General features: G+C 75.0%; 18 protein-coding genes. 11 read left to right on the top strand and 7 right to left on the bottom strand.

The window, feature by feature from the left end; translation table 11 throughout:
* The first annotated feature begins 41 nt into the window (after window positions 1-41).
* Window positions 42-1,250, top strand: coding sequence for a GGDEF domain-containing protein (locus tag RHODO2019_RS16095; protein ID WP_265382730.1), 1,209 nt, complete (start codon window positions 42-44; stop codon window positions 1,248-1,250).
* A 2-nt stretch (window positions 1,251-1,252) separates the two neighbouring features.
* Entirely contained in the window at window positions 1,253-1,456 is a 204-nt protein-coding gene (locus RHODO2019_RS16090; RefSeq protein WP_265382729.1) for a hypothetical protein, read from the top strand.
* A gap of 70 nt (window positions 1,457-1,526) precedes the next feature.
* On the opposite strand, the gene RHODO2019_RS16085 is transcribed toward RHODO2019_RS16090, so the two are convergent.
* Window positions 1,527-1,985: a VOC family protein gene (locus tag RHODO2019_RS16085; protein WP_265382728.1), complete on the bottom strand. Its 459-nt coding sequence runs from the start codon at window positions 1,983-1,985 to the stop codon at window positions 1,527-1,529.
* Between the two features lie 97 nt (window positions 1,986-2,082).
* Here RHODO2019_RS16085 and RHODO2019_RS16080 point away from each other — a divergent pair, with 97 nt between their 5' ends.
* Together RHODO2019_RS16080 and RHODO2019_RS16075 are read left to right on the top strand one after the other, a co-directional pair.
* On the top strand, window positions 2,083-3,336 hold the full coding sequence (locus tag RHODO2019_RS16080; protein WP_265382727.1) for a hypothetical protein: 1,254 nt from the start codon (window positions 2,083-2,085) through the stop codon (window positions 3,334-3,336).
* 103 nt (window positions 3,337-3,439) lie between these two features.
* Window positions 3,440-4,525, top strand: a complete 1,086-nt coding sequence (locus tag RHODO2019_RS16075; protein ID WP_265382726.1) for a DUF475 domain-containing protein — start codon at window positions 3,440-3,442, stop codon at window positions 4,523-4,525.
* Between the two features lie 44 nt (window positions 4,526-4,569).
* Here RHODO2019_RS16075 and RHODO2019_RS16070 read toward each other — a convergent pair whose 3' ends face one another.
* Together RHODO2019_RS16070 and RHODO2019_RS16065 are read right to left on the bottom strand one after the other, a co-directional pair.
* Window positions 4,570-5,334, bottom strand: coding sequence for an SDR family NAD(P)-dependent oxidoreductase (locus RHODO2019_RS16070; protein ID WP_265382725.1), 765 nt, complete (start codon window positions 5,332-5,334; stop codon window positions 4,570-4,572).
* Window positions 5,335-5,447: 113 nt separating this feature from the next.
* On the bottom strand, window positions 5,448-6,116 hold the full coding sequence (locus RHODO2019_RS16065; RefSeq protein WP_265382724.1) for an HAD-IA family hydrolase: 669 nt from the start codon (window positions 6,114-6,116) through the stop codon (window positions 5,448-5,450).
* A 29-nt stretch (window positions 6,117-6,145) separates the two neighbouring features.
* Between RHODO2019_RS16065 and RHODO2019_RS16060 the strand changes: the two genes are divergently transcribed.
* Together RHODO2019_RS16060 and RHODO2019_RS19390 are read left to right on the top strand one after the other, a co-directional pair.
* Window positions 6,146-6,619 (top strand): SRPBCC family protein, encoded by a 474-nt coding sequence (locus RHODO2019_RS16060; protein ID WP_265382723.1) that lies wholly within the window; start codon window positions 6,146-6,148, stop codon window positions 6,617-6,619.
* A 120-nt stretch (window positions 6,620-6,739) separates the two neighbouring features.
* A complete protein-coding gene (locus RHODO2019_RS19390; protein ID WP_354005546.1) occupies window positions 6,740-6,943 on the top strand; it encodes an RGCVC family protein in 204 nt (67 codons plus the stop codon).
* On the opposite strand, the gene RHODO2019_RS16055 is transcribed toward RHODO2019_RS19390, so the two are convergent.
* A complete protein-coding gene (locus RHODO2019_RS16055) occupies window positions 6,940-7,908 on the bottom strand; it encodes an aldo/keto reductase (RefSeq protein ID WP_265382722.1) in 969 nt (322 codons plus the stop codon). The genes RHODO2019_RS19390 and RHODO2019_RS16055 overlap by 4 nt on opposite strands.
* A 100-nt stretch (window positions 7,909-8,008) precedes the next feature.
* Here RHODO2019_RS16055 and RHODO2019_RS16050 point away from each other — a divergent pair, with 100 nt between their 5' ends.
* The 3 genes from RHODO2019_RS16050 (at window position 8,009) to RHODO2019_RS19385 (ending at window position 12,020) form a co-directional block, all read left to right on the top strand.
* The gene (locus RHODO2019_RS16050; RefSeq protein WP_265382721.1) at window positions 8,009-9,799 is read left to right on the top strand and encodes a gamma-glutamyltransferase family protein; all 1,791 of its coding nucleotides are present in this window, start codon (window positions 8,009-8,011) and stop codon (window positions 9,797-9,799) included.
* A gap of 29 nt (window positions 9,800-9,828) precedes the next feature.
* Window positions 9,829-10,440, top strand: coding sequence for an SMP-30/gluconolactonase/LRE family protein (locus RHODO2019_RS16045; protein ID WP_265382720.1), 612 nt, complete (start codon window positions 9,829-9,831; stop codon window positions 10,438-10,440).
* A 215-nt stretch (window positions 10,441-10,655) separates the two neighbouring features.
* Window positions 10,656-12,020, top strand: coding sequence for a M23 family metallopeptidase (locus tag RHODO2019_RS19385; protein ID WP_354005545.1), 1,365 nt, complete (start codon window positions 10,656-10,658; stop codon window positions 12,018-12,020).
* Window positions 12,021-12,036: 16 nt separating this feature from the next.
* Here the strand turns inward: RHODO2019_RS19385 and RHODO2019_RS16035 are convergent, their stop codons facing one another.
* Complete coding sequence (locus RHODO2019_RS16035) at window positions 12,037-12,399, bottom strand: hypothetical protein (protein ID WP_265382719.1); 363 nt, start codon at window positions 12,397-12,399, stop codon at window positions 12,037-12,039.
* Window positions 12,400-12,428: 29 nt separating this feature from the next.
* Window positions 12,429-13,913, bottom strand: a complete 1,485-nt coding sequence (locus tag RHODO2019_RS16030) for an MFS transporter (protein WP_354005544.1) — start codon at window positions 13,911-13,913, stop codon at window positions 12,429-12,431.
* A 130-nt stretch (window positions 13,914-14,043) separates the two neighbouring features.
* Here RHODO2019_RS16030 and RHODO2019_RS16025 point away from each other — a divergent pair, with 130 nt between their 5' ends.
* Entirely contained in the window at window positions 14,044-14,826 is a 783-nt protein-coding gene (locus RHODO2019_RS16025; RefSeq protein WP_265382718.1) for a PIG-L family deacetylase, read from the top strand.
* Complete coding sequence (locus RHODO2019_RS16020) at window positions 14,823-15,824, top strand: acetamidase/formamidase family protein (RefSeq protein WP_265382717.1); 1,002 nt, start codon at window positions 14,823-14,825, stop codon at window positions 15,822-15,824. The genes RHODO2019_RS16025 and RHODO2019_RS16020 overlap by 4 nt, the downstream gene beginning before the upstream one ends.
* A gap of 39 nt (window positions 15,825-15,863) precedes the next feature.
* On the opposite strand, the gene RHODO2019_RS16015 is transcribed toward RHODO2019_RS16020, so the two are convergent.
* Window positions 15,864-16,937, bottom strand: coding sequence for a YncE family protein (locus RHODO2019_RS16015; protein ID WP_265382716.1), 1,074 nt, complete (start codon window positions 16,935-16,937; stop codon window positions 15,864-15,866).

The following is a 16,937-nucleotide window of genomic DNA, read 5'->3' as shown; positions in this document are numbered from 1 at the left end:
AGATCACACACCGTGGTGGGTTGCTCGCATAAGGTCATCGCGTGGGGGGGCTGCGAGCGCGGGTGGGCGGGCTGATCCGGAGCTTCGCTGCTGCTGTGGCGGGCCCGGTGCCCCTGGTCGCGCTGCGCGCGGAGGTCACCGTGCCGGCGGGGCGCGTCGTGCCCGAGGAGGTCGCGGCACTGCGGGTGCTGCAGCAGGTGACCCAGCGGGTGCACGCCAGCCTGGACCTCACCGACACGTTGGACGCGGTGGCCCGGGGCGTGCTCGAGGCCACCATCTTCTCGGTGGTGACGATCAACCTGCGTCGCCCGTCGGGTGATTTCGAGGTCGTGTCCGTCGAGGGTTCGGACGACGCGCGTGCCGCGCTGCTGGGCCAGGTGAGACCCGGTGACGTCCTGCTGAAGATGCTGGCGCGGCTGGAGGAGCAGGAGCTGGACGAGCGGTGGGGGACGCTGCTGTTCTCCGGTCACCAGTTCATGCCCCCCGAGGTCGTGGCGGTGCCGTGGTTCGTCCCGGACATGGCGGTGTCCGACGATCCCGAGGCGTGGCACCCGATGGACGCGCTGTTCGCCCCGCTGGTGTCACCGTCGGGCCTGCTGCTGGGCACCCTGAGCGTCGACGTGCCCCGCGACGGCCGCCTCCCCTCGCGTGAGCAGTGCGGTCTGCTCGCGCTGTTCGCCGAGCACGCGGCGATCGCCGTCGAGCACGCCAGGATGACCGCTGCCGTGGCGGCCCACCGCGACGAGATGACCCACGCCGCCCAGCACGACCCGTTGACCGGGCTCGCGAACCGGGCCCTGCTCATGGAGCGGGGCGCCGACGCCGTCGCAGCAGGCAGCGGGGTCGGGGTGGTGGTCGTGGACCTCGACGGGTTCAAGGCGGTCAACGACACGTTCGGTCACCGGGCCGGCGACGACGTTCTCCGGGTGCTGGCCGCCCGGATGCGGGCCTGCGCCCGGGCGCAGGACCTGGTCGCCCGGACCGGGGGTGACGAGTTCGCGGTGGTCGTCCCGCTGCACGGGGGGATGGGCCCGGAGGTTCTCCCGGCGCTCGCCGACCGGTTGCGCCGGGTCTGCTCCGAGCCGGTGACCAGCCACCGCGGGTGCCACCAGGTCGGGGCCAGCGTGGGCACCGCGGTGTTCGAGGTGGGGTCGAGCTTCGAGGAGACGCTCGCCGTCGCCGACGACGCGATGTTCGCCGACAAGCGCAGCAAGCGCAGCCCGCAGGACGGGAGCAGGTCCCGGGACTGACCGTGCCCAGCTGGAGCAGTGACCACGAGATCGTCCACCACCGCACCGTCGGACCCGTCGAGCTCAAGATCGTGGTGCTCACCGCCGCCGTGGGGAGCGCGGACGAGGCCAGGCTCCACCTCGCCCTGCTCACCGGTGTCAGCGAGCCGGCCGTGGGTCGGACAGGACCACGTCCGACCGGACGCAGGCCGACCAGCAGCCCGTGACCTCGCCTCCGACCACGCGGTTCAGCCTGGACGTGTCCGACCTCTGAGGAGCCACCACCGCGGACGATGATCAGCCCGCGTCGGCTGCTGCCCGCATCGCCGCGATGTCCAGCTTGGCCATGCCCATCATCGCGGTCATGGCGCGCTGTGCGCGGTCCGGGTCGGGGTCGCCCAGCAGCCCCGGCAGTGCCGTCGGCACGACCTGCCAGGAGAGACCGAAGCGGTCCTTGAGCCACCCGCACCGGCCTTCCTCGCCCCCCTCGGAGAGCAGCGACCAGTAGCGGTCGACCTCCTCCTGGTCCGCGCACGGCACCTGGAAGGAGATGGCCTCGGTGAACGCGAACTGGGGTCCGCCGTTGAGCGCGGTGAACGGCTCGCCGTCCAGGGTGAAGGACACCGTCATCGCCGGCTCGCCCGGTCCGGTCCGGCTGATCTCGGTGATCGCCGAGCGGGGGAACACGCTGGTGTAGAGCTCGGCGGCCGCCTCGGCCTGGCCGTCGAACCACAGGAACGGGACGGGCTTTGGCATGGGGTGTCCTCTCCTCGGGGTGGTGCCGCCCTGAGAGTAGGACGTCCCGGGGCCGCCGGGCCGGGCGCTGCCGCGGTCATCTCGTACGGTGGGTTCCATGCCAGGGGCACCGCGGTGGTGGCGGCGGGAGGCCGACGAGGCGATCTCGGCCGCCCGGGACGTGAAGGGTCGCGCCGCGGTGACCCTGCTCGAGCTCGACACCGTGCAGCGCGACGTGGAGCACCAGGTCGAGGAGTACGCGGACTTCGCCCCCGCGGACGGTCCCCGTCTCACCTCCACCTGGTCACCCCTGCGGGACGAGGCCTTCGCCGCCACCGGCGCCTACCTGGAGGTGGAGCAGCGCTTCGACCTCGAGGCCGACCTCTCCACCGAGCAGGCCCGGGCCGCCGGCCAGGAGTTCGAGCGCGTCGGCCGCGCCATGGGCGAGGTGGCGCGGCGCGTCACCGCCTTCGGCGAGCAGGCCGAGCCGCGCTTCTCCCAGGTGCGGGCCGCCGTCGCGCAGCACACCACGCTCGTGCGGCAGCTGGAGCCCGTGCTGGCCGCCGCCCGCCAGGCCGTGGCCGACGCCCGTGCGGCCGGACTGCTCACCGTCGACCCCGACGTCGAGCTCGCTGCGGCCGAGACCGCGGCCTCCCGCGCGCGGGAGGGGGACGCCGTGCACGGGCTGCGCGCCGCCGCGGACGCCGCACGGGTGGCCACGGCGCACGCCGAGGCGGCGCGCGAGCTCGCGGCGGGTCTGCCCGCGCGGCGCGAGGAGGTCGCCCGCAGGCAGTCCTCCACCCGCACCCGGCTGCAGATCACCGCGGACCGGGTCGCGACACTGCCCAGCACCCTCAGCGAGCTCCGCAAGCGCTACTCGGCGGCCGCGAGCGCCGACCTGTCGGAGGTGCCCGATGCGGTGACCAGGTCGCTGCGCCGCGCCGAGGAGCACCTGGCCCGCGCCGCACAGCTGGGCCGGGAGGACACCCAGCGCTGGGGCGACGCCGAGGTGTCCCTGCGGGCCGCGCGGGCGGCGTGCACCGCGGCCGAGGACGGTGCAGCCCGCGCGCTGCAGCGGCTCTCGGCCCTGGACGCGGTGGCCAAGGACCCGCAGCCGCTGCTGTCCGCCACCCGGCGGACCGTGCGCGACGCCCAGCGCTTCCTGCTGGACAGCGCACCCACGCTGGACGCCCGCCTCGCCGGTGTGCTGGACCGGCTCGCCGAGCGGCTGGACGCGGCGAAGGAGTCCCTGGCCCGGCGCGACCCGACCGCGCGCGTGGACCACTGGTCCTACCTGCACGAGCTGACCGACGTGGCCGACCGGGCCGGGGACGTCGTCACCGAGGTGCGCGAGCGTCGCCGCCCCGGGTGAGGGCGTGCCGGAGCGGGGTGACCACCACGACGGGACGATCGGGACGAGGCCGACACCCCCCCGACCGGCCCGACGTGGCCGTGACCGCCCCTAGACTCGCTCCGTGATCCTCAAGACCTTCGGCTGGTCGCTCGCCGTCACCGTCGTCGCGCTCGCCGGCTCGTTGCTGCTCGGCGGCACCACGGCGCTGGCGATCGTCGCCATCCTCATCGTCCTGGAGATCTCGCTCAGCTTCGACAACGCCGTGGTCAACGCCACGATCCTGAAGAAGATGAACGAGTTCTGGCAGAAGATCTTCCTGACCGTCGGCGTGCTCATCGCCGTGTTCGGGATGCGTCTGCTGTTCCCGCTGGTGCTGGTCAGCATCACCGCGAGCATCAACCCGGTCGAGGTGGTGCGGCTGGCGATCGACGGCGGTTCGGTCGACCAGCCCGGCACCTACGCGAACCTGCTCACCGACGCGCACCCGGCCATCGCGGGCTTCGGCGGCATGTTCCTCGGGATGCTGTTCCTGGACTGGCTGTTCGAGGAGCGTGAGACCACCTGGCTGTCCTGGCTGGAGAGGCCGCTGCAGCGCATCGGGTCGCTGGACCAGCTGTCCGTGGTCGTCGCCGGCATCGCCCTGGTGGTCGCGGCCCTCACCCTGGCCCCGGACGGCAAGCAGTCGACGGTGATGATCGCCGGGCTGCTGGGCATCGTGACCTACCTGCTCGTCAACGGCCTGGGCTCGCTGTTCGAGGAGGGCGGGTCCACCGAGGGCGAGGAGTCCGGCACCGGGGAGATCGTCCGGGCGAGCGGCAAGGCGGCCTTCTTCCTCTTCCTCTACCTCGAGGTGCTCGACGCCTCCTTCTCCTTCGACGGGGTGGTCGGTGCGTTCGCGATCAGCCAGGACATCTTCGTCATCGCCACGGGCCTCGGGGTGGGTGCCTTCTGGATCCGGTCGCTCACCGTCTACCTGGTCCGCCAGGGCACGCTGGACGACTACGTCTACCTCGAGCACGGCGCACACTGGGCCATCGGCGCACTCGCGGTGCTGCTGCTGGTCACCATCGAGTACAAGGTGCCCGAGGTGATCACCGGCCTCATCGGGGTCGGCTTCATCGGCGCCGCGTTCCTCAACTCCGTCATGCGGAACCGACGTGTCGCCGCCACGACGGGCGAGACCCCGCACGTGCACGCCGACGTCTGAGTCGCGACCACGCGGGCACCACGGCGCGGGCCGCCGGCCGGCCGCTAGCGGGGGGCCATGCGCAGCGCGCCGTCCATCCGGATGGTCTCGCCGTTGAGGTAGTCGTGCTCCACGATCATCGTCACCAGCCGGGCGAACTCCGCCGGCGTCGCCAGGCGCTGCGGGAAGGGGACCCCGGCGCTGAGCCCCGCGCGGAACTCGTCGCTGACGGTGGCGAGCATCGGGGTGTCGACGACCCCCGGTGCGATGGTGTTGACCCGGATCCCGAACTGCGCCAGGTCGCGCGCGGCAGGCAGCGTCATCCCGGCCACCGCACCCTTGGACGCGGCGTACGCGACCTGTCCGACCTGCCCGTCGAAGGCGGCGATCGAGGCGGTGTTCACGACCACTCCGCGCTGTCCGTCGGGCCCGGCCTCGGTCGCGGCCATGACCTCGGCCGCCAGGCGGAGCACGTTGAAGGTGCCGAGCACGTTGACCGTGAGGACGGTGCGGAACAGCTCCAGGTCGTGGGGGCCCTTGCGCCCCAGGATGCGGGCCGACGGTCCGATGCCGGCGCAGCTCACCACCACCCGCAGCGGGACCCCGGCCGCGCTCACCTGCTCCATGGCCGCGCGGACGTCCGCGTCGCTGGTGACGTCCGCACCGATCAGGGTGACGCCGGCGGGCACGTCGTCGCCGGCCTTCTCGATCGACGCGGGCAGGTCGAGCCCGAACACCACCGCGCCCCGCTCGGCCAGTGCGGCCGCCGTGGCCGCTCCCAGCCCCGACGCGCCGCCCGTGACCACCGCTGCTGCTCCTGAGATCTCCATGCCGGGCAGGTTAGCGGCCGCTCACGCCAGCGGCGCGCACCCCCGTGCCACGAGGAGGCGCCGTTGCTGCAGGCAGGAGCACCGGCAACCGCTGGTTCCGCGAGCCATGAGGCTCAGCCCCCGGGCGCCCGCAGCACCCCGGGGCCGGCGGCGGTGAGCCCACCCCGGGTCCAGCGCAGTGCGCGCAGGTCGGTCACGACGAGGTCCGCGTCGGTCTGCAGCGCCCGGTCGCCCACCCCCACCACGGCGCCGACGCCGGCGGCCCGAGCCGCGTGCACCCCGGCCACGGCGTCCTCGACCACGACGGTGTCGGCCGGCGCGAGCCCGAGCCCGGCCGCCCCCGCGAGGTAGCCCTGCGGGTGGGGCTTGCCGGCGTCCACGTCGTCCCCGGTGACCAGCACCCCCGGGTCGGGGAACCCCGCTGCGCGCAGCCGCGCCACGGCGAGCACCCGCACGGCCGACGTCACCACCGCCCACGTGCCCGTGGCCATGGAGGTCACCAGCTCGACCGCCCCCGGGACCGGCGGCACGGTGTGCGCCTGCTCGACCTCCAGCTGCACCACCCGAGCCAGCGCCGCGGCGTGCCCGGACGGGTCGACGAGCGCGGCGACGGTGTCGGTGGAGCGGCGTCCGTAGACCATCGCCACCACCGTCGCGGGGTCCAGCCCGTGCTCGGTGGCCCAGCGGCCCCAGGCCGAGTGCACGCTCGCGTCGGAGTCCACGAGCACCCCGTCGCAGTCCAGGAGCACCCCCAGGCACGGCAGCAGCAGGGGCTCGTCCACGGGCACGAGGCTAGCGCTACGGTGGCGCGGTGACCGAGAACACAGCGCCCCGCATCGTCGTCCGCCGCACCGTCCAGGCCCCCGCGTCGAAGGTGTTCACCCTGTTGTCCGACCCGGCGCGGCACGCCGAGATCGACGGGTCCGGCACCGTCCGCGCGGCGGTCGGCACCACGCCGATCACGACGGTGGGCGAGGTGTTCGTCATGGAGATGCACCGCGAGGCGCGCGCGGCCGGAGCGGACTACCGCACCGACAACCACGTCGTCCGCCTGAAGCCCGACCGCCGCATCGCGTGGACCACGGCGCTGGTCGACGACACTCCGTCCGGCTTCTTCTGGGAGTTCGAGCTGCAGTTGGAGGACGAGCTGACCACCGAGGTCGTGCACACCTACGACTGGTCGCAGGTGACGGACCCGGCCGTGCTGGAGCGGGTGGGCTTCCCGCTGGTCTCGGCCGCGCAGATGCAGGCCACGCTCGACCGGCTGGCGAACGCCGTCGCCTGAGCGGGGGCCGGCGGCGGGTACCGTCGGACGGGCCGGACGTGCCCGAACCGCGTCGCCGTTCGCACCCGGACACCGGCCTGGGCCGCAGCGCCGCGGACACCGCGAGCACTGGACGTCCCTGTGACCACTGCGAACCTCCCCACCGCCGCCACCGAGACCGCACCGCCCGTCGACGGCGGACCCGCTCCCACCGAGGGGGAGGTCCGAGAGGGGCCCGCCTGCCAGGCGTGCGCGCACCCCCTCGGCGCCCACGACGAGATCGGCCTGCGGTTCTGCGCCGCGACCACGTCTGCAGCGCTGTCCCGAGGGTGCATCTGTCGCTAGTCGGCGCGGCCCCCGCCGGTGATCCCGTCGAGCTCGGCGAGATCGGTCCCGGTGGGCTCCCACGCGCCGGCGGCGACGTTGGCCCGCACCTGCGCCGGGCTGGTCGCTCCCGCGATGACCGAGGACACCGCCGGCTGGGCGGCCAGCCCACCGATCGCGACGTCGAGCATGCTCACCCCGCGCCCGTCGGCGTAGGCGCGCACGGCCTCGACGGTGTCCCAGTCGGCCCCCTCGAGCCGGGCCGGGAGCGCCGCGAGCCGGGTGCCGTCCGGCGCGGCCGCACCCCGGGCGTACTTGCCGGTGAGCAGGCCGCTGGCCAGGGGGAAGTACGGCAGCAGGCCGACCCCGAACCGCTCGCACGCCGGCACGACGTCGGCCTCGACCCCGCGCTCCAGCAGCGAGTAGTGGTTCTGGGCGGAGACGAACGGGGTGAGGTGCGCGGTGCGGGCGGTCCACGCCGCGTCCGCGACCTGCCAGCCCGCGAAGTTCGAGCTGCCCAGGTAGCGGACGGTGCCCTCGCGGACGAGGTCGTCGAGCGCGGACAGGGTCTCCTCGACCGGGGTGAGCGGGTCCGGGGTGTGCAGCTGGTAGAGGTCGATCCAGTCGGTGCCCAGGCGCCGCAGGCTCGCGTGCACCGCGGTGCGGATGTAGCGGCGCGAGCCCCGGGCGCCGAAGTCGGGGCCGTTGGCGCCGTGCATGTCCGCGCCGAACTTGGTGGCCAGGACGACCTCGTCGCGCCGCCCCGCCAGCGCGGCGCCGAGCAGCTCCTCGCTGCGGCCGCGCACCGCCCCCGGGTAGACGTCGGCGACGTCGAACAGGGTGACACCCGCCTCGATCGCGGCGTCGACCACGGCCGTGGTGCCCGCCTGGTCCTCCGTGGCCGTCCCGGGCCGGCCGAAGTTGTTGCAGCCCAGCCCGACCGTGCTGACCGTCAGTCCCGAGTCACCCATGCGTCGCAGCTCCACGGACTTACCGTAGCCCGCTCGTGAGTCGTGCGAACGATCACCCGCGTACCGTGCTGCTCATGCCTGAGTGGAGCGCCACCCACCCCACCCGCCCCGTGTCATGACCCACCCCACCCGCCCGGAGCTCGTCGGCACCAGGGGCATGGTCGCGTCCACGCACTGGCTCGCCTCGGCGGCCGGGATGGGCGCGCTGGAGGCCGGTGGCAACGCGTTCGACGCCGCGGTCACCGCGGGCTTCGTGCTGCAGGTGGTGGAGCCCCACCTCAACGGTCCCGGCGGCGAGGCCCCGATCCTGTTCAGCCGGGGCGGCTCCGGCGAGGTGCAGGTGCTGTGCGGGCAGGGGGTGGCCCCGGCCGCGGCCACCGCCGCGCGCTACCGCGACCTCGGGCTCGAGCTCGTCCCCGGCACGGGCCTGCTGGCCGCCACCGTCCCCGGCGCCTGGGACGCCTGGCTGCTCCTGCTCCGCGACCACGGCACCCGCACCCTGCGCGAGGTCCTCACCCCGGCGCTGGAGTACGCGCGGGACGGGTTCCCGCTGATCAGCCGGGTCAGCGCCACCATCGGCGTCGTCGAGCAGCAGATGCGGGAGCACTGGCCCACCTCGGCCGCCCAGTGGTTGCCCGACGGCGTGGTGCCGGCCGAGGGCACCCGCTTCCGGCTGCCCGCCCTGGCCGCCACGTGGGAGCGGCTGATCGCTGAGGCCGAGTCCGCCGGGGGCGACCGAGAGGCCCAGATCGACGCCGGCCGCCGCGCCTGGTCGCACGGGTTCGTGGCCGAGGCGATCGAGGTGTTCAGCCGCACCGCCGTGCGCGACGACTCCGGCTCCGACCACGCCGGCCTGCTCACCGGGGCCGACCTCGCGGCGTGGACCGCCACCTACGAGCAGCCGGCGGTCGCCGAGCTCGACGGCGGCTGGAGCCTGGCCAAGTGCGGTGCCTGGTCGCAGGGCCCGGCGCTGCTGCAGACCCTGCAGCTGCTCCGTGGGTTCGACCTGGCCTACGTCGACGGCGTGCCCACCGCCGAGACCGTCCACCTGGCCACCGAGTGCGTGAAGCTCGCCATGGCCGACCGGGAGGCCTTCTACGGTGACTGCGGCCCGGACGGTGCGGCCGGGGTGCCGCTGGGGACGCTGCTCTCCCGGGACTACGCCGACGCCCGCCGCACCCTGGTCGGGTCGGAGGCCTCCCTGGAGCTGCGTCCCGGGCTGGACGGGGTGCTGCCGGCCTTCGTCACCTCCGGGGTGCGGGTGGAGCCCGCCGGCGAGGGCACGGGCGAGCCCACCGTGGGCCCGCTCGGCCGGGCCCGCGGCGACACGGTCCACGTGGACGTGGTCGACGCCGCCGGCAACATGGTCTCGGCCACCCCGTCCGGCGGCTGGCTGCAGAGCTCGCCGACCATCCCCGCGCTGGGCTTCTGCCTGGGCACCCGCGCGCAGATGTTCTGGCTGGAGGACGGCCTGCCCAGCACGCTGACCCCGGGCCGGCGCCCGCGCACGACGCTCACCCCGTCGATGGCGCTGCGCGACGGGGAGCCCACGCTGGCCTTCGGCACCCCGGGCGGTGACCAGCAGGAGCAGTGGCAGCTGAGCTTCTGGCTGGCGCACACCGTGGGCGGGCTGCACCTGCAGGACGCCATCGACGCCCCTGCCTGGCACTCCACGGCCTTCCCGTCCAGCTTCGCCCCGCGCGGCTGGACCCCGGGCGGGCTGGTGGTGGAGAGCCGGATCGGCAACCCCGTGATCGCCGACCTGAAGGAGCGCGGGCACGCCGTGGTGGACGCCGGGCCGTGGGCGCTGGGCCGCCTCTCCGCCGTGTCGCGCGACCCCGCCACGGGCCTGCTCCGGGCCGGTGCCAACCCCCGTGGCGCGCAGGGCTACGCCGTCGGCCGGTAGCCGGTGTGACTTCCGAGCTCGGCGGGCACGTGGGTAGGTACCCCAACGACATGGTGGTCGACGCGCGGGGCCGTGCCTTCGTCGGCAACTTCGGCTTCGACCTCATGGGCGGGGCGCCGATCGTGCCGACCCGCCTGGTGCGGGTGGACCCCGACGGCAGCGTCACCCCCGCCGCCGAGGACCTGTGGTTCCCCAACGGCAGCGTGCTGACCGACGGCGGCGTGCTGCTGGTCGACGAGACGTTCGGCAACCGGGTCACCGCCGTCGACGTCGCCGAGGACGGCTCCCTGGTGAACCGCCGCACGTGGGCCGAGTTCGGGGCGCTTCCCTTCACCCGGGAGGTGGCCGGGGCGCTGCCCGAGCTCGTGGTGGCCCCGGACGGCTGCGGGCTGGACGCCGAGGGCGCGCTCTGGATCGCCGACGCCGCGCACGGCCGGGCCGTGCGGGTCCGCGAGGGCGGCGAGATCGTCGACGAGGTCAGCCCGGGCCTGGGGGTCTTCGCCTGCGGCTTGGGCGGGGCGGACGGGCGCACCCTGTTCCTCTGCGCAGCGCCGGACTTCGACGAGCACGCCCGTTCCGCGGCTCGCGAGGCCCGGCTGCTCTCGGTGCGGGTGGAGGTCCCGCACGCCGGTCGGCCGTAGACCCACCGCCCGGCCGGGGTGGCCTCTTCAATACTTTCTGGCGGAGTGTCCGGTCCGCACGTGCACGTCGAGGTGTCCCCGGGCGGCAGCGGCACCGTGGATCCACGCGCGTGGCTCTCCGCGAGGGGCGTCGTCGTCCGAGGACGTCGCCCAGGGCCCGGCTCGGGGGTCGTCGTCGCCGGACCACGGGCCGCCGCGAGGGGCTACGGTTCGGCGTGACCTCGGCCCGGCTCCTGCGCACCGCTCTCGCGCTCGTGCTGGTGGTGGGCGTGCTCGGTGCCCCGGCCGCAGCGGCGCAGACGAGCCTGCCCGTGCCGCCGCCGGACCTCACGTCGACCACCGGGGTGGCCCCCACCACGGACCCGGCGCCCACCTCGCCGGCCGCCCCCTCCTCGGTGGCGCCCACGGAGAGCGCCACCACCACGGCCCCTGCGGCTCCCACAGCCCCCGCCGCCCCCGCCGCCCCCGCAGCCCCCGCAGCCCCCGCCGCCCCCGCCGCCCCCGCGGCCCCCGCGCCGACCTCGGGCCTGAGGGTGCCGCCCGCCCCGGTGGTGCCCGCCGCACCGCTGACCTCGGACGAGATCGTCGCCGCGCTCGCCCAGCTCTCCGCCCTGGACGCGGCCACCCTCGTGCTCAGCGACGAGATCAGCGCCCAGCAGGTGGCGCTGAACGCGCGCCGGGCCGAGCTCGCCACGGCCGCCGCGGCCGCGGACGCCGCCGCGACCGCCGCTGCCGACCGGCGTTCCGAGGCCGAGGACCTGCGGGCCGGGGTGGACGGGCTCGTCCTGGCGGCCTACTCCGGAGCGCGCACGTTCCGGCTCTCCGCCGTCCTCGTGGCCCGGAGCCCGCAGGAGCTGCTGGACCGGATGACCGTGCTGGACCTGCTCCAGCACGACAGCACCGACGCCCTCGCTGCGGCGCGGGCGGGCGTGTCGGTGGCCGACGCCGCCGAGAGCACCGCCGGCGAGGCCAGGACGGTGGCCGCCGCGGCGGAGGAGCAGGCGGTGGCCGCGCAGGCCGCCGTGGTCGAGCAGCGCACCAAGCTCCAGGAGCAGACCGCGCAGGCCACCGGCCTGCTGTCGACGCTGCTGGCCCAGGACACGAGCGGCGCGGACCCGGCGGTGCTGGTCCAGCTGGCGCTGAGCACCGACGCTTACGCCCGTCGTGCGAGCCGCACCGCGGCGCAGAGCCTGGCGTTCGTCGTGGTGCCCGCGGAGGGCAGGTTCACCTCCGGCTTCGGTGTCCGCGACGGCTCGCTGCACAAGGGCATCGACATCGCCAACGCCATCGGCACCCCCATCGTCTCGACGGCGGACGGGGTGGTCATCGACGCCGGCCCGGCCTCGGGCTTCGGGCTGTGGGTGCGGGTGCGACACGTCGACGGCACGGTGAGCACCTACGGCCACATCGACCGGTTCGTGGTGCGGGTGGGCCAGCAGGTCTCGGCCGGCCAGCTGATCGCGCTGATCGGGAACCGGGGGGAGTCCACCGGCCCGCACCTGCACTTCGAGATCACCCCGCCCGGCAGCAGCCAGGTTGACCCGCGGGCGTGGCTGGCCGAGCGCGGCGTCATCGTCTGAGGCGCCCGGCCGCGGCTCAGACCTCGGGGTACCCGCCGTCGGCCAGCCCCGCCTCCTGCTCGAAGCGGTTGCGCTCCCGGGGACGCCGGCACTCCTCCACCAGGTACCGGGCCGCGAAGCCCAGCCCGTGGCGGTCCCACTGCCGGGCGTGCACGGCCTCGTGGCGCAGCAGCTCCGGGCCCACGCCACGGTGCCCGGTGAGGAACACCCGCCCGATGGTGGTGCCGCCGCGGCCGTGGCCCCCGCGCATGCCGGCGCACACCAGCAGCCCGGTGGCGGGGTCCTCCACGGGCCGGGCGCCCCACGCCCGCGCCCACAGCAGCGCGAGCCCGGTGGCGGCGCGGACCTGTCGGGGGTGGTGCCCACCCGTCGTCGGCACGTGGTCCTCCCGGTCCCGGCGCTGACCGCTCAGCGGGCGAGGCCGCTGACCGTGCCCCACTCGCCGGCCAGCGCGGTGGCCTCCTCCTCGTCCTGCTCCGCGGCGGTGGGCCGGCGCAGGTCGCGCGGCAGCCCGAACGTCGCGAGACCGGCAGCCAGCAGGCAGACCACGGTGCCGAGGGCGAACGCGAGGGTGAACACCGACTCCCGCGGCACGCCGGTGCTCGTCAGGTTGCTGGCCAGCAGCGTGACGACGACGGCGCTGGCCACCGCGCTGCCGACGGAGCGGGCGATGGAGTTGACGCTGTTGGCCGAGCCCGTCTCGCCGGGTGAGACCTCGGCGACGAGCAGTGCGGGGAAGGCCCCGTAGGCCACGGTCACCCCGATGTTGACGATGACGGCGCCGACGACGACCTGCCACGTGAGCGAGTGCAGCAGGGCGAGCGACAGGTAGCCCACGGCGGCGATGGCGGCGGCGAGCGCGAGGGCGACCCGGGCCCCGGTGCGGCGCACGAGGCGGCCGCCCAGCGGGGCGACGACCACTCCGACGAGGGCACCGGGCAGCAGGTAGACGACGCTGGCCTGCAGCACGCTCGCGGTGAACCCGTAGCCGGCCACGGCGGTGGGCACCTGGACCAGGGTGGACACCCCGAGGAAGGAGATGAACAGCGCCATCCCGATGCACACCGCGGCCAGGTTGGTCACCAGCACCGGGCGGTGGCTGAACATCCGGGGCGAGACCAGCGGCTCGGCCGTCCGGCGCTCGAGGGCGAGCCAGCCGACGAACAGCGCCACGGCGAGGACGAGGCTGCCGACGGTCCGCACCGACGCCCAGCCCCAGGTGTGGCCCTGGGAGAGCGGCAGGAGCAGCAGGACGAGGCTGGCCCCGAGCACCAGGCCACCCAGCCAGTCCATCCGACCGCCGACGCCCCGCCGCTTGGGCACCACGGCGAGGGTCAGGACCAGGGCGGCCAGCGCCACGCCGAGCGAGAGCCAGAAGATGCGGTGGTAGTCGGCCCCGCCGTCGGTGAGCAGGCCGGTCAGGACCAGCCCGAAACCACCGCCCACGCCGAGGGTCCCCGACACGACGGCCATGCCCCCGGTGAGCTTCTCGGCGGGCAGCTCGTCACGCAGCACCGAGATGCCCAGCGGGAAAAGCCCGAACGAGGCACCCTGCAGCACCCGGCCCAGCACCAGCAGCACCAGGGAGGAGGTGGTGGCCGCCAGCAGCGAGCCGAGCGCGACGACCACGAGGATCCCGACGAGGACGGGACGCTTGCCGTGCACGTCGCCGAGACGGCCGAGCACCGGGGTCATCACGGCGGCGGCCAGCAGGTTCGCGGTGACCACCCAGCCGACGGCCGAGGTCGACGCGCCGAGCTGGGCGCCGATGTCCGCCAGCACCGGCACCACGAGCGTCTGCAGCACGGCCACCACCATCACCACGAAGCTGAGGGCGGGCAGGAGCAGGCGGGACGTCGCCGTGGTGGAGGACGTGTGGACCGGGCTGGACACGAGCGGACTCCTCGGGTCGTGCGGGTGCGGCGCCGGGGAGCGGACCGTCACCAGGAAGATCGTTGCGCGGTGCACATTCATTCCCGGCGCACGACGTCGACGACGCGCAGGGCTGTGCCACAGTGCGGGCATGAGTGTTCTCGTCTGCTTCCACGCCCATCCCGACGACGAGGTGTTCACCACCGGTGGAGTGATGCGGATGGCCGCCGACGCGGGGCACCGCGTGGTGCTGGTCACCGCCACCGACGGCGCCCTCGGCGAGGTGCCGGACGGTCTCCTGGCCGAGGGGGAGACCCTGGTCGAGCGCCGCCGAGCCGAGCTGCAGACCTCCGCCGACGCCCTCGGGGTGCACCGGGTGGTGCTGCTCGGCCACCCCGACTCCGGGATGGTCGGCACGCCGGACAACACCCGGGCCGACGCGTTCTGCAACGTCGACGTCGAGGTGGCTGCGGCCCAGCTGGCCCAGGTGCTGGAGCAGGAGCAGGCCGACGTGCTGACCGTCTACGACCCCCACGGGAACTACGGCCACCCCGACCACGTCCAGGTGCACGCGGTGGGCGTGCGCGCCGCCGAGCTTGCGGGCGTGCACGCCGTCTACGAGGCCACCACCGACCGGGACCAGATGCGGGAGCTGGTGACGGCCAACCCCACCTGGGTCGAGGAGGGGGCGTCGACACCGGACGTGGAGACCTTCGGGCTGCCGGCCGAGGAGATCACCACCCGGGTGGACGTCACCACGGTGATGGCGGCCAAGCGGGCCGCGATGGCGGCGCACGCCACCCAGGTCGGCGACTTCGGCCCGTTCCTGGCCATGGCCCCCGAGCAGCTGGCGGCCGCGTTCGGCTCCGAGGTGTTCCGGCGCCGGGGCCCCCGCCCGGAGCACCTCGAGACCGCGCTCCCGCTGCAGCCGTGACCACCCACCACCTGGCCCGCGAGCGGCGCACCCTGCACGGGACCTTCGACGAGCGCACCCCACCGGTGCTGGCCGTGCACAGCGGCGACGTCGTGGAGCTGTCCACCCTGGACGCGCACTGGTACGAGCCCCACCAGCCGGCCCTGGCCGCCGACCCGGACGCCGAGCTCGTGCCGTGGGCCGAGCTGGACCGGCTGCGCGATCCCGGGCACGCGCTGAGCGGGCCCGTCGCGATCGTCGGGGCGGAGCCCGGTGACGTCGTGGAGGTGCGGCTGCTCGAGGTGGTGCCCGGGTCCTTCGGCTGGACCCGTGCCGGTGGCTGGTCGAGCTGGGCCAACGACGGCTGCGGGGTGTCCGAGGTCGGCACGGAGCTGCTGCGCTGGCGCCTGGACGGCGAGCACGGGGTCGACCAGCACGGCGACCGCGTGCGGCTGCGGCCGTTCCTGGGGGTCGTGGGCCTGTGCCCGGCGGGCCCGGCCCCGGACGGCGAGGGCGTCGGCCCCGACGGGCTCGCGCACTCCACGGTTCCCCCGCGCCGGGTGGGCGGCAACCTCGACTGCCGCGAGCTCGTCGCCGGGTCCAGCCTGTTCCTGCCGGTGGAGGTGCCCGGCGCCCTGCTCTCGGTCGGCGACGGCCACGCTGCGCAGGGGGACGGCGAGGTGTCCGGGGTGGCCCTGGAGTGCCCCGTGGAGGCGGTCCGGCTGCAGGTGGTGCTGCACCGGGCGGGTTCGGAGACGGCGGCCGTGCCCGGGCTGCCGCGTGCCACCACCCCGGCCGGGGAGATCACGTTCGGCCTGGACGCCGACCTGAACGCCGCCACCCTGCAGGCGCTCAACGCCATGGTGGACCTGCTAGTGGCCCGGCACGGGCTCAGCCGGCCGCGGGCCCTGGCCCTGTGCTCGGTGGCCGTGGACCTGCGGGTGACCCAGGTGGTCAACCGCGTGCACGGGGTGCACGCGGTGCTCCCGCCGGGCCGCCTCACCGTGGGCGGCTCCTGAGCCGCTGGCACGGGCCACGACGACCACGGGCCGGGCGGGTCAGCCGCCGGGCAGCAGCGCGCGGGGGATGAGCTGCAGGTTTCCGTCGTGGTTGCCGGCGACGACCACGGTGCCGCTGCGCTCGTCGACGGTCACCGAGTTCGGCTGGCGCACGGTCGGCAGGTCGCCGAGAACCCGGGGGTTCGCCGGGTCGGCGAGGTCGACCACGCGCAGCAGGTTGGTGTCGGTCAGGGTCACGTAGAGCACGGCCCGCGCGGCGTCGTAGGCCAGGCCGTAGGGGCTGCCCGGGGCGTCGATCCGGCCGACGTCCTCGACCTGGGGGGTGATGCGCTCCAGCTCGACGGCACCGCCGGAGGTGTCGGCGATGGCCACCACTGCGCGGGCGGCGTCCGTGCCGTCGACGCGGCCCGGCTCGGCCAGCGTGATCGCGTGGGTGAGCAGCGCACCCACCGGCTTCTGGGCCACCTGGGTCATGGTCCGGGCGTCGTAGACCCACACCCCGCCGCCCTGCACGTCGGCGACCGCTGCGTAGTCACCGACGACGGCGAGGCCGCCCGGCTGCGGGGGACCGGCCGGCAGCGACCCGACGACCTCCCCGCCGCGGACGAAGAGCACCCCGCCGCCGTGCTCGTTGGTGACCACGTCGGTCCCGTCGGCGGTGCGGGCCGCGTTGTGCGGACCGTCGCCCACGTCCTTCGCGTCGGTGGCGACGGTGCGGGTGGGCACGTCGACGGTGAGCAGCTCGTTGGTGCCCTCCAGCGGGACCAGCACCGGTCCGGCGGGGGTGGCCAGGTCGAGGTGGCGCGAGGACTGGTCGGTGGTGAGCTTCTCGATGACGCGGGCACCGGAACCGTCGGCGGCCAGGTCGAGGAACACCAGCCCGCTGGTCTCCCGGACGGCGACGACGAGGGTGCCGTCGACCACGACGACACCCTCCGGCTGGTTGCCACCCGCGCTGACCACGGTGCCGACGGGCTGAGCGGTGAGCTCGGGGGAGCTGCCCGGCTCGGCCGCCACGGGCCCCGGCGCCGCTGAGCTACCGGAGCCGCTGCAGCCGGTGAGCGCGAGCGTGCCGGTCAGGGCGAGGGCGGCCAGCCGGGTGCGTGGGGTCAC

This window comes from Rhodococcus antarcticus, from assembly GCF_026153295.1.
Lineage (GTDB): Bacteria > Actinomycetota > Actinomycetes > Mycobacteriales > Mycobacteriaceae > Rhodococcus_D > Rhodococcus_D antarcticus.
Note: the sequence above shows the minus strand (reverse complement) of the source record. Positions and strands in the feature narration are given on the sequence as shown.

Bases quoted from the DNA above. Each gene is read 5' to 3' on its own strand.
- RHODO2019_RS16085 (WP_265382728.1), bottom strand. From the start codon at position 1,985: ATGCCAAAGCCCGTCCCGTTCCTGTGGTTCGACGGCCAGGCCGAGGCG.
- RHODO2019_RS16080 (WP_265382727.1), top strand. From the start codon at position 2,083: ATGCCAGGGGCACCGCGGTGGTGGCGGCGGGAGGCCGACGAGGCGATC.
- RHODO2019_RS16070 (WP_265382725.1), bottom strand. From the start codon at position 5,334: ATGGAGATCTCAGGAGCAGCAGCGGTGGTCACGGGCGGCGCGTCGGGG.
- RHODO2019_RS16050 (WP_265382721.1), top strand. From the start codon at position 8,009: ATGACCCACCCCACCCGCCCGGAGCTCGTCGGCACCAGGGGCATGGTC.
- RHODO2019_RS16025 (WP_265382718.1), top strand. From the start codon at position 14,044: ATGAGTGTTCTCGTCTGCTTCCACGCCCATCCCGACGACGAGGTGTTC.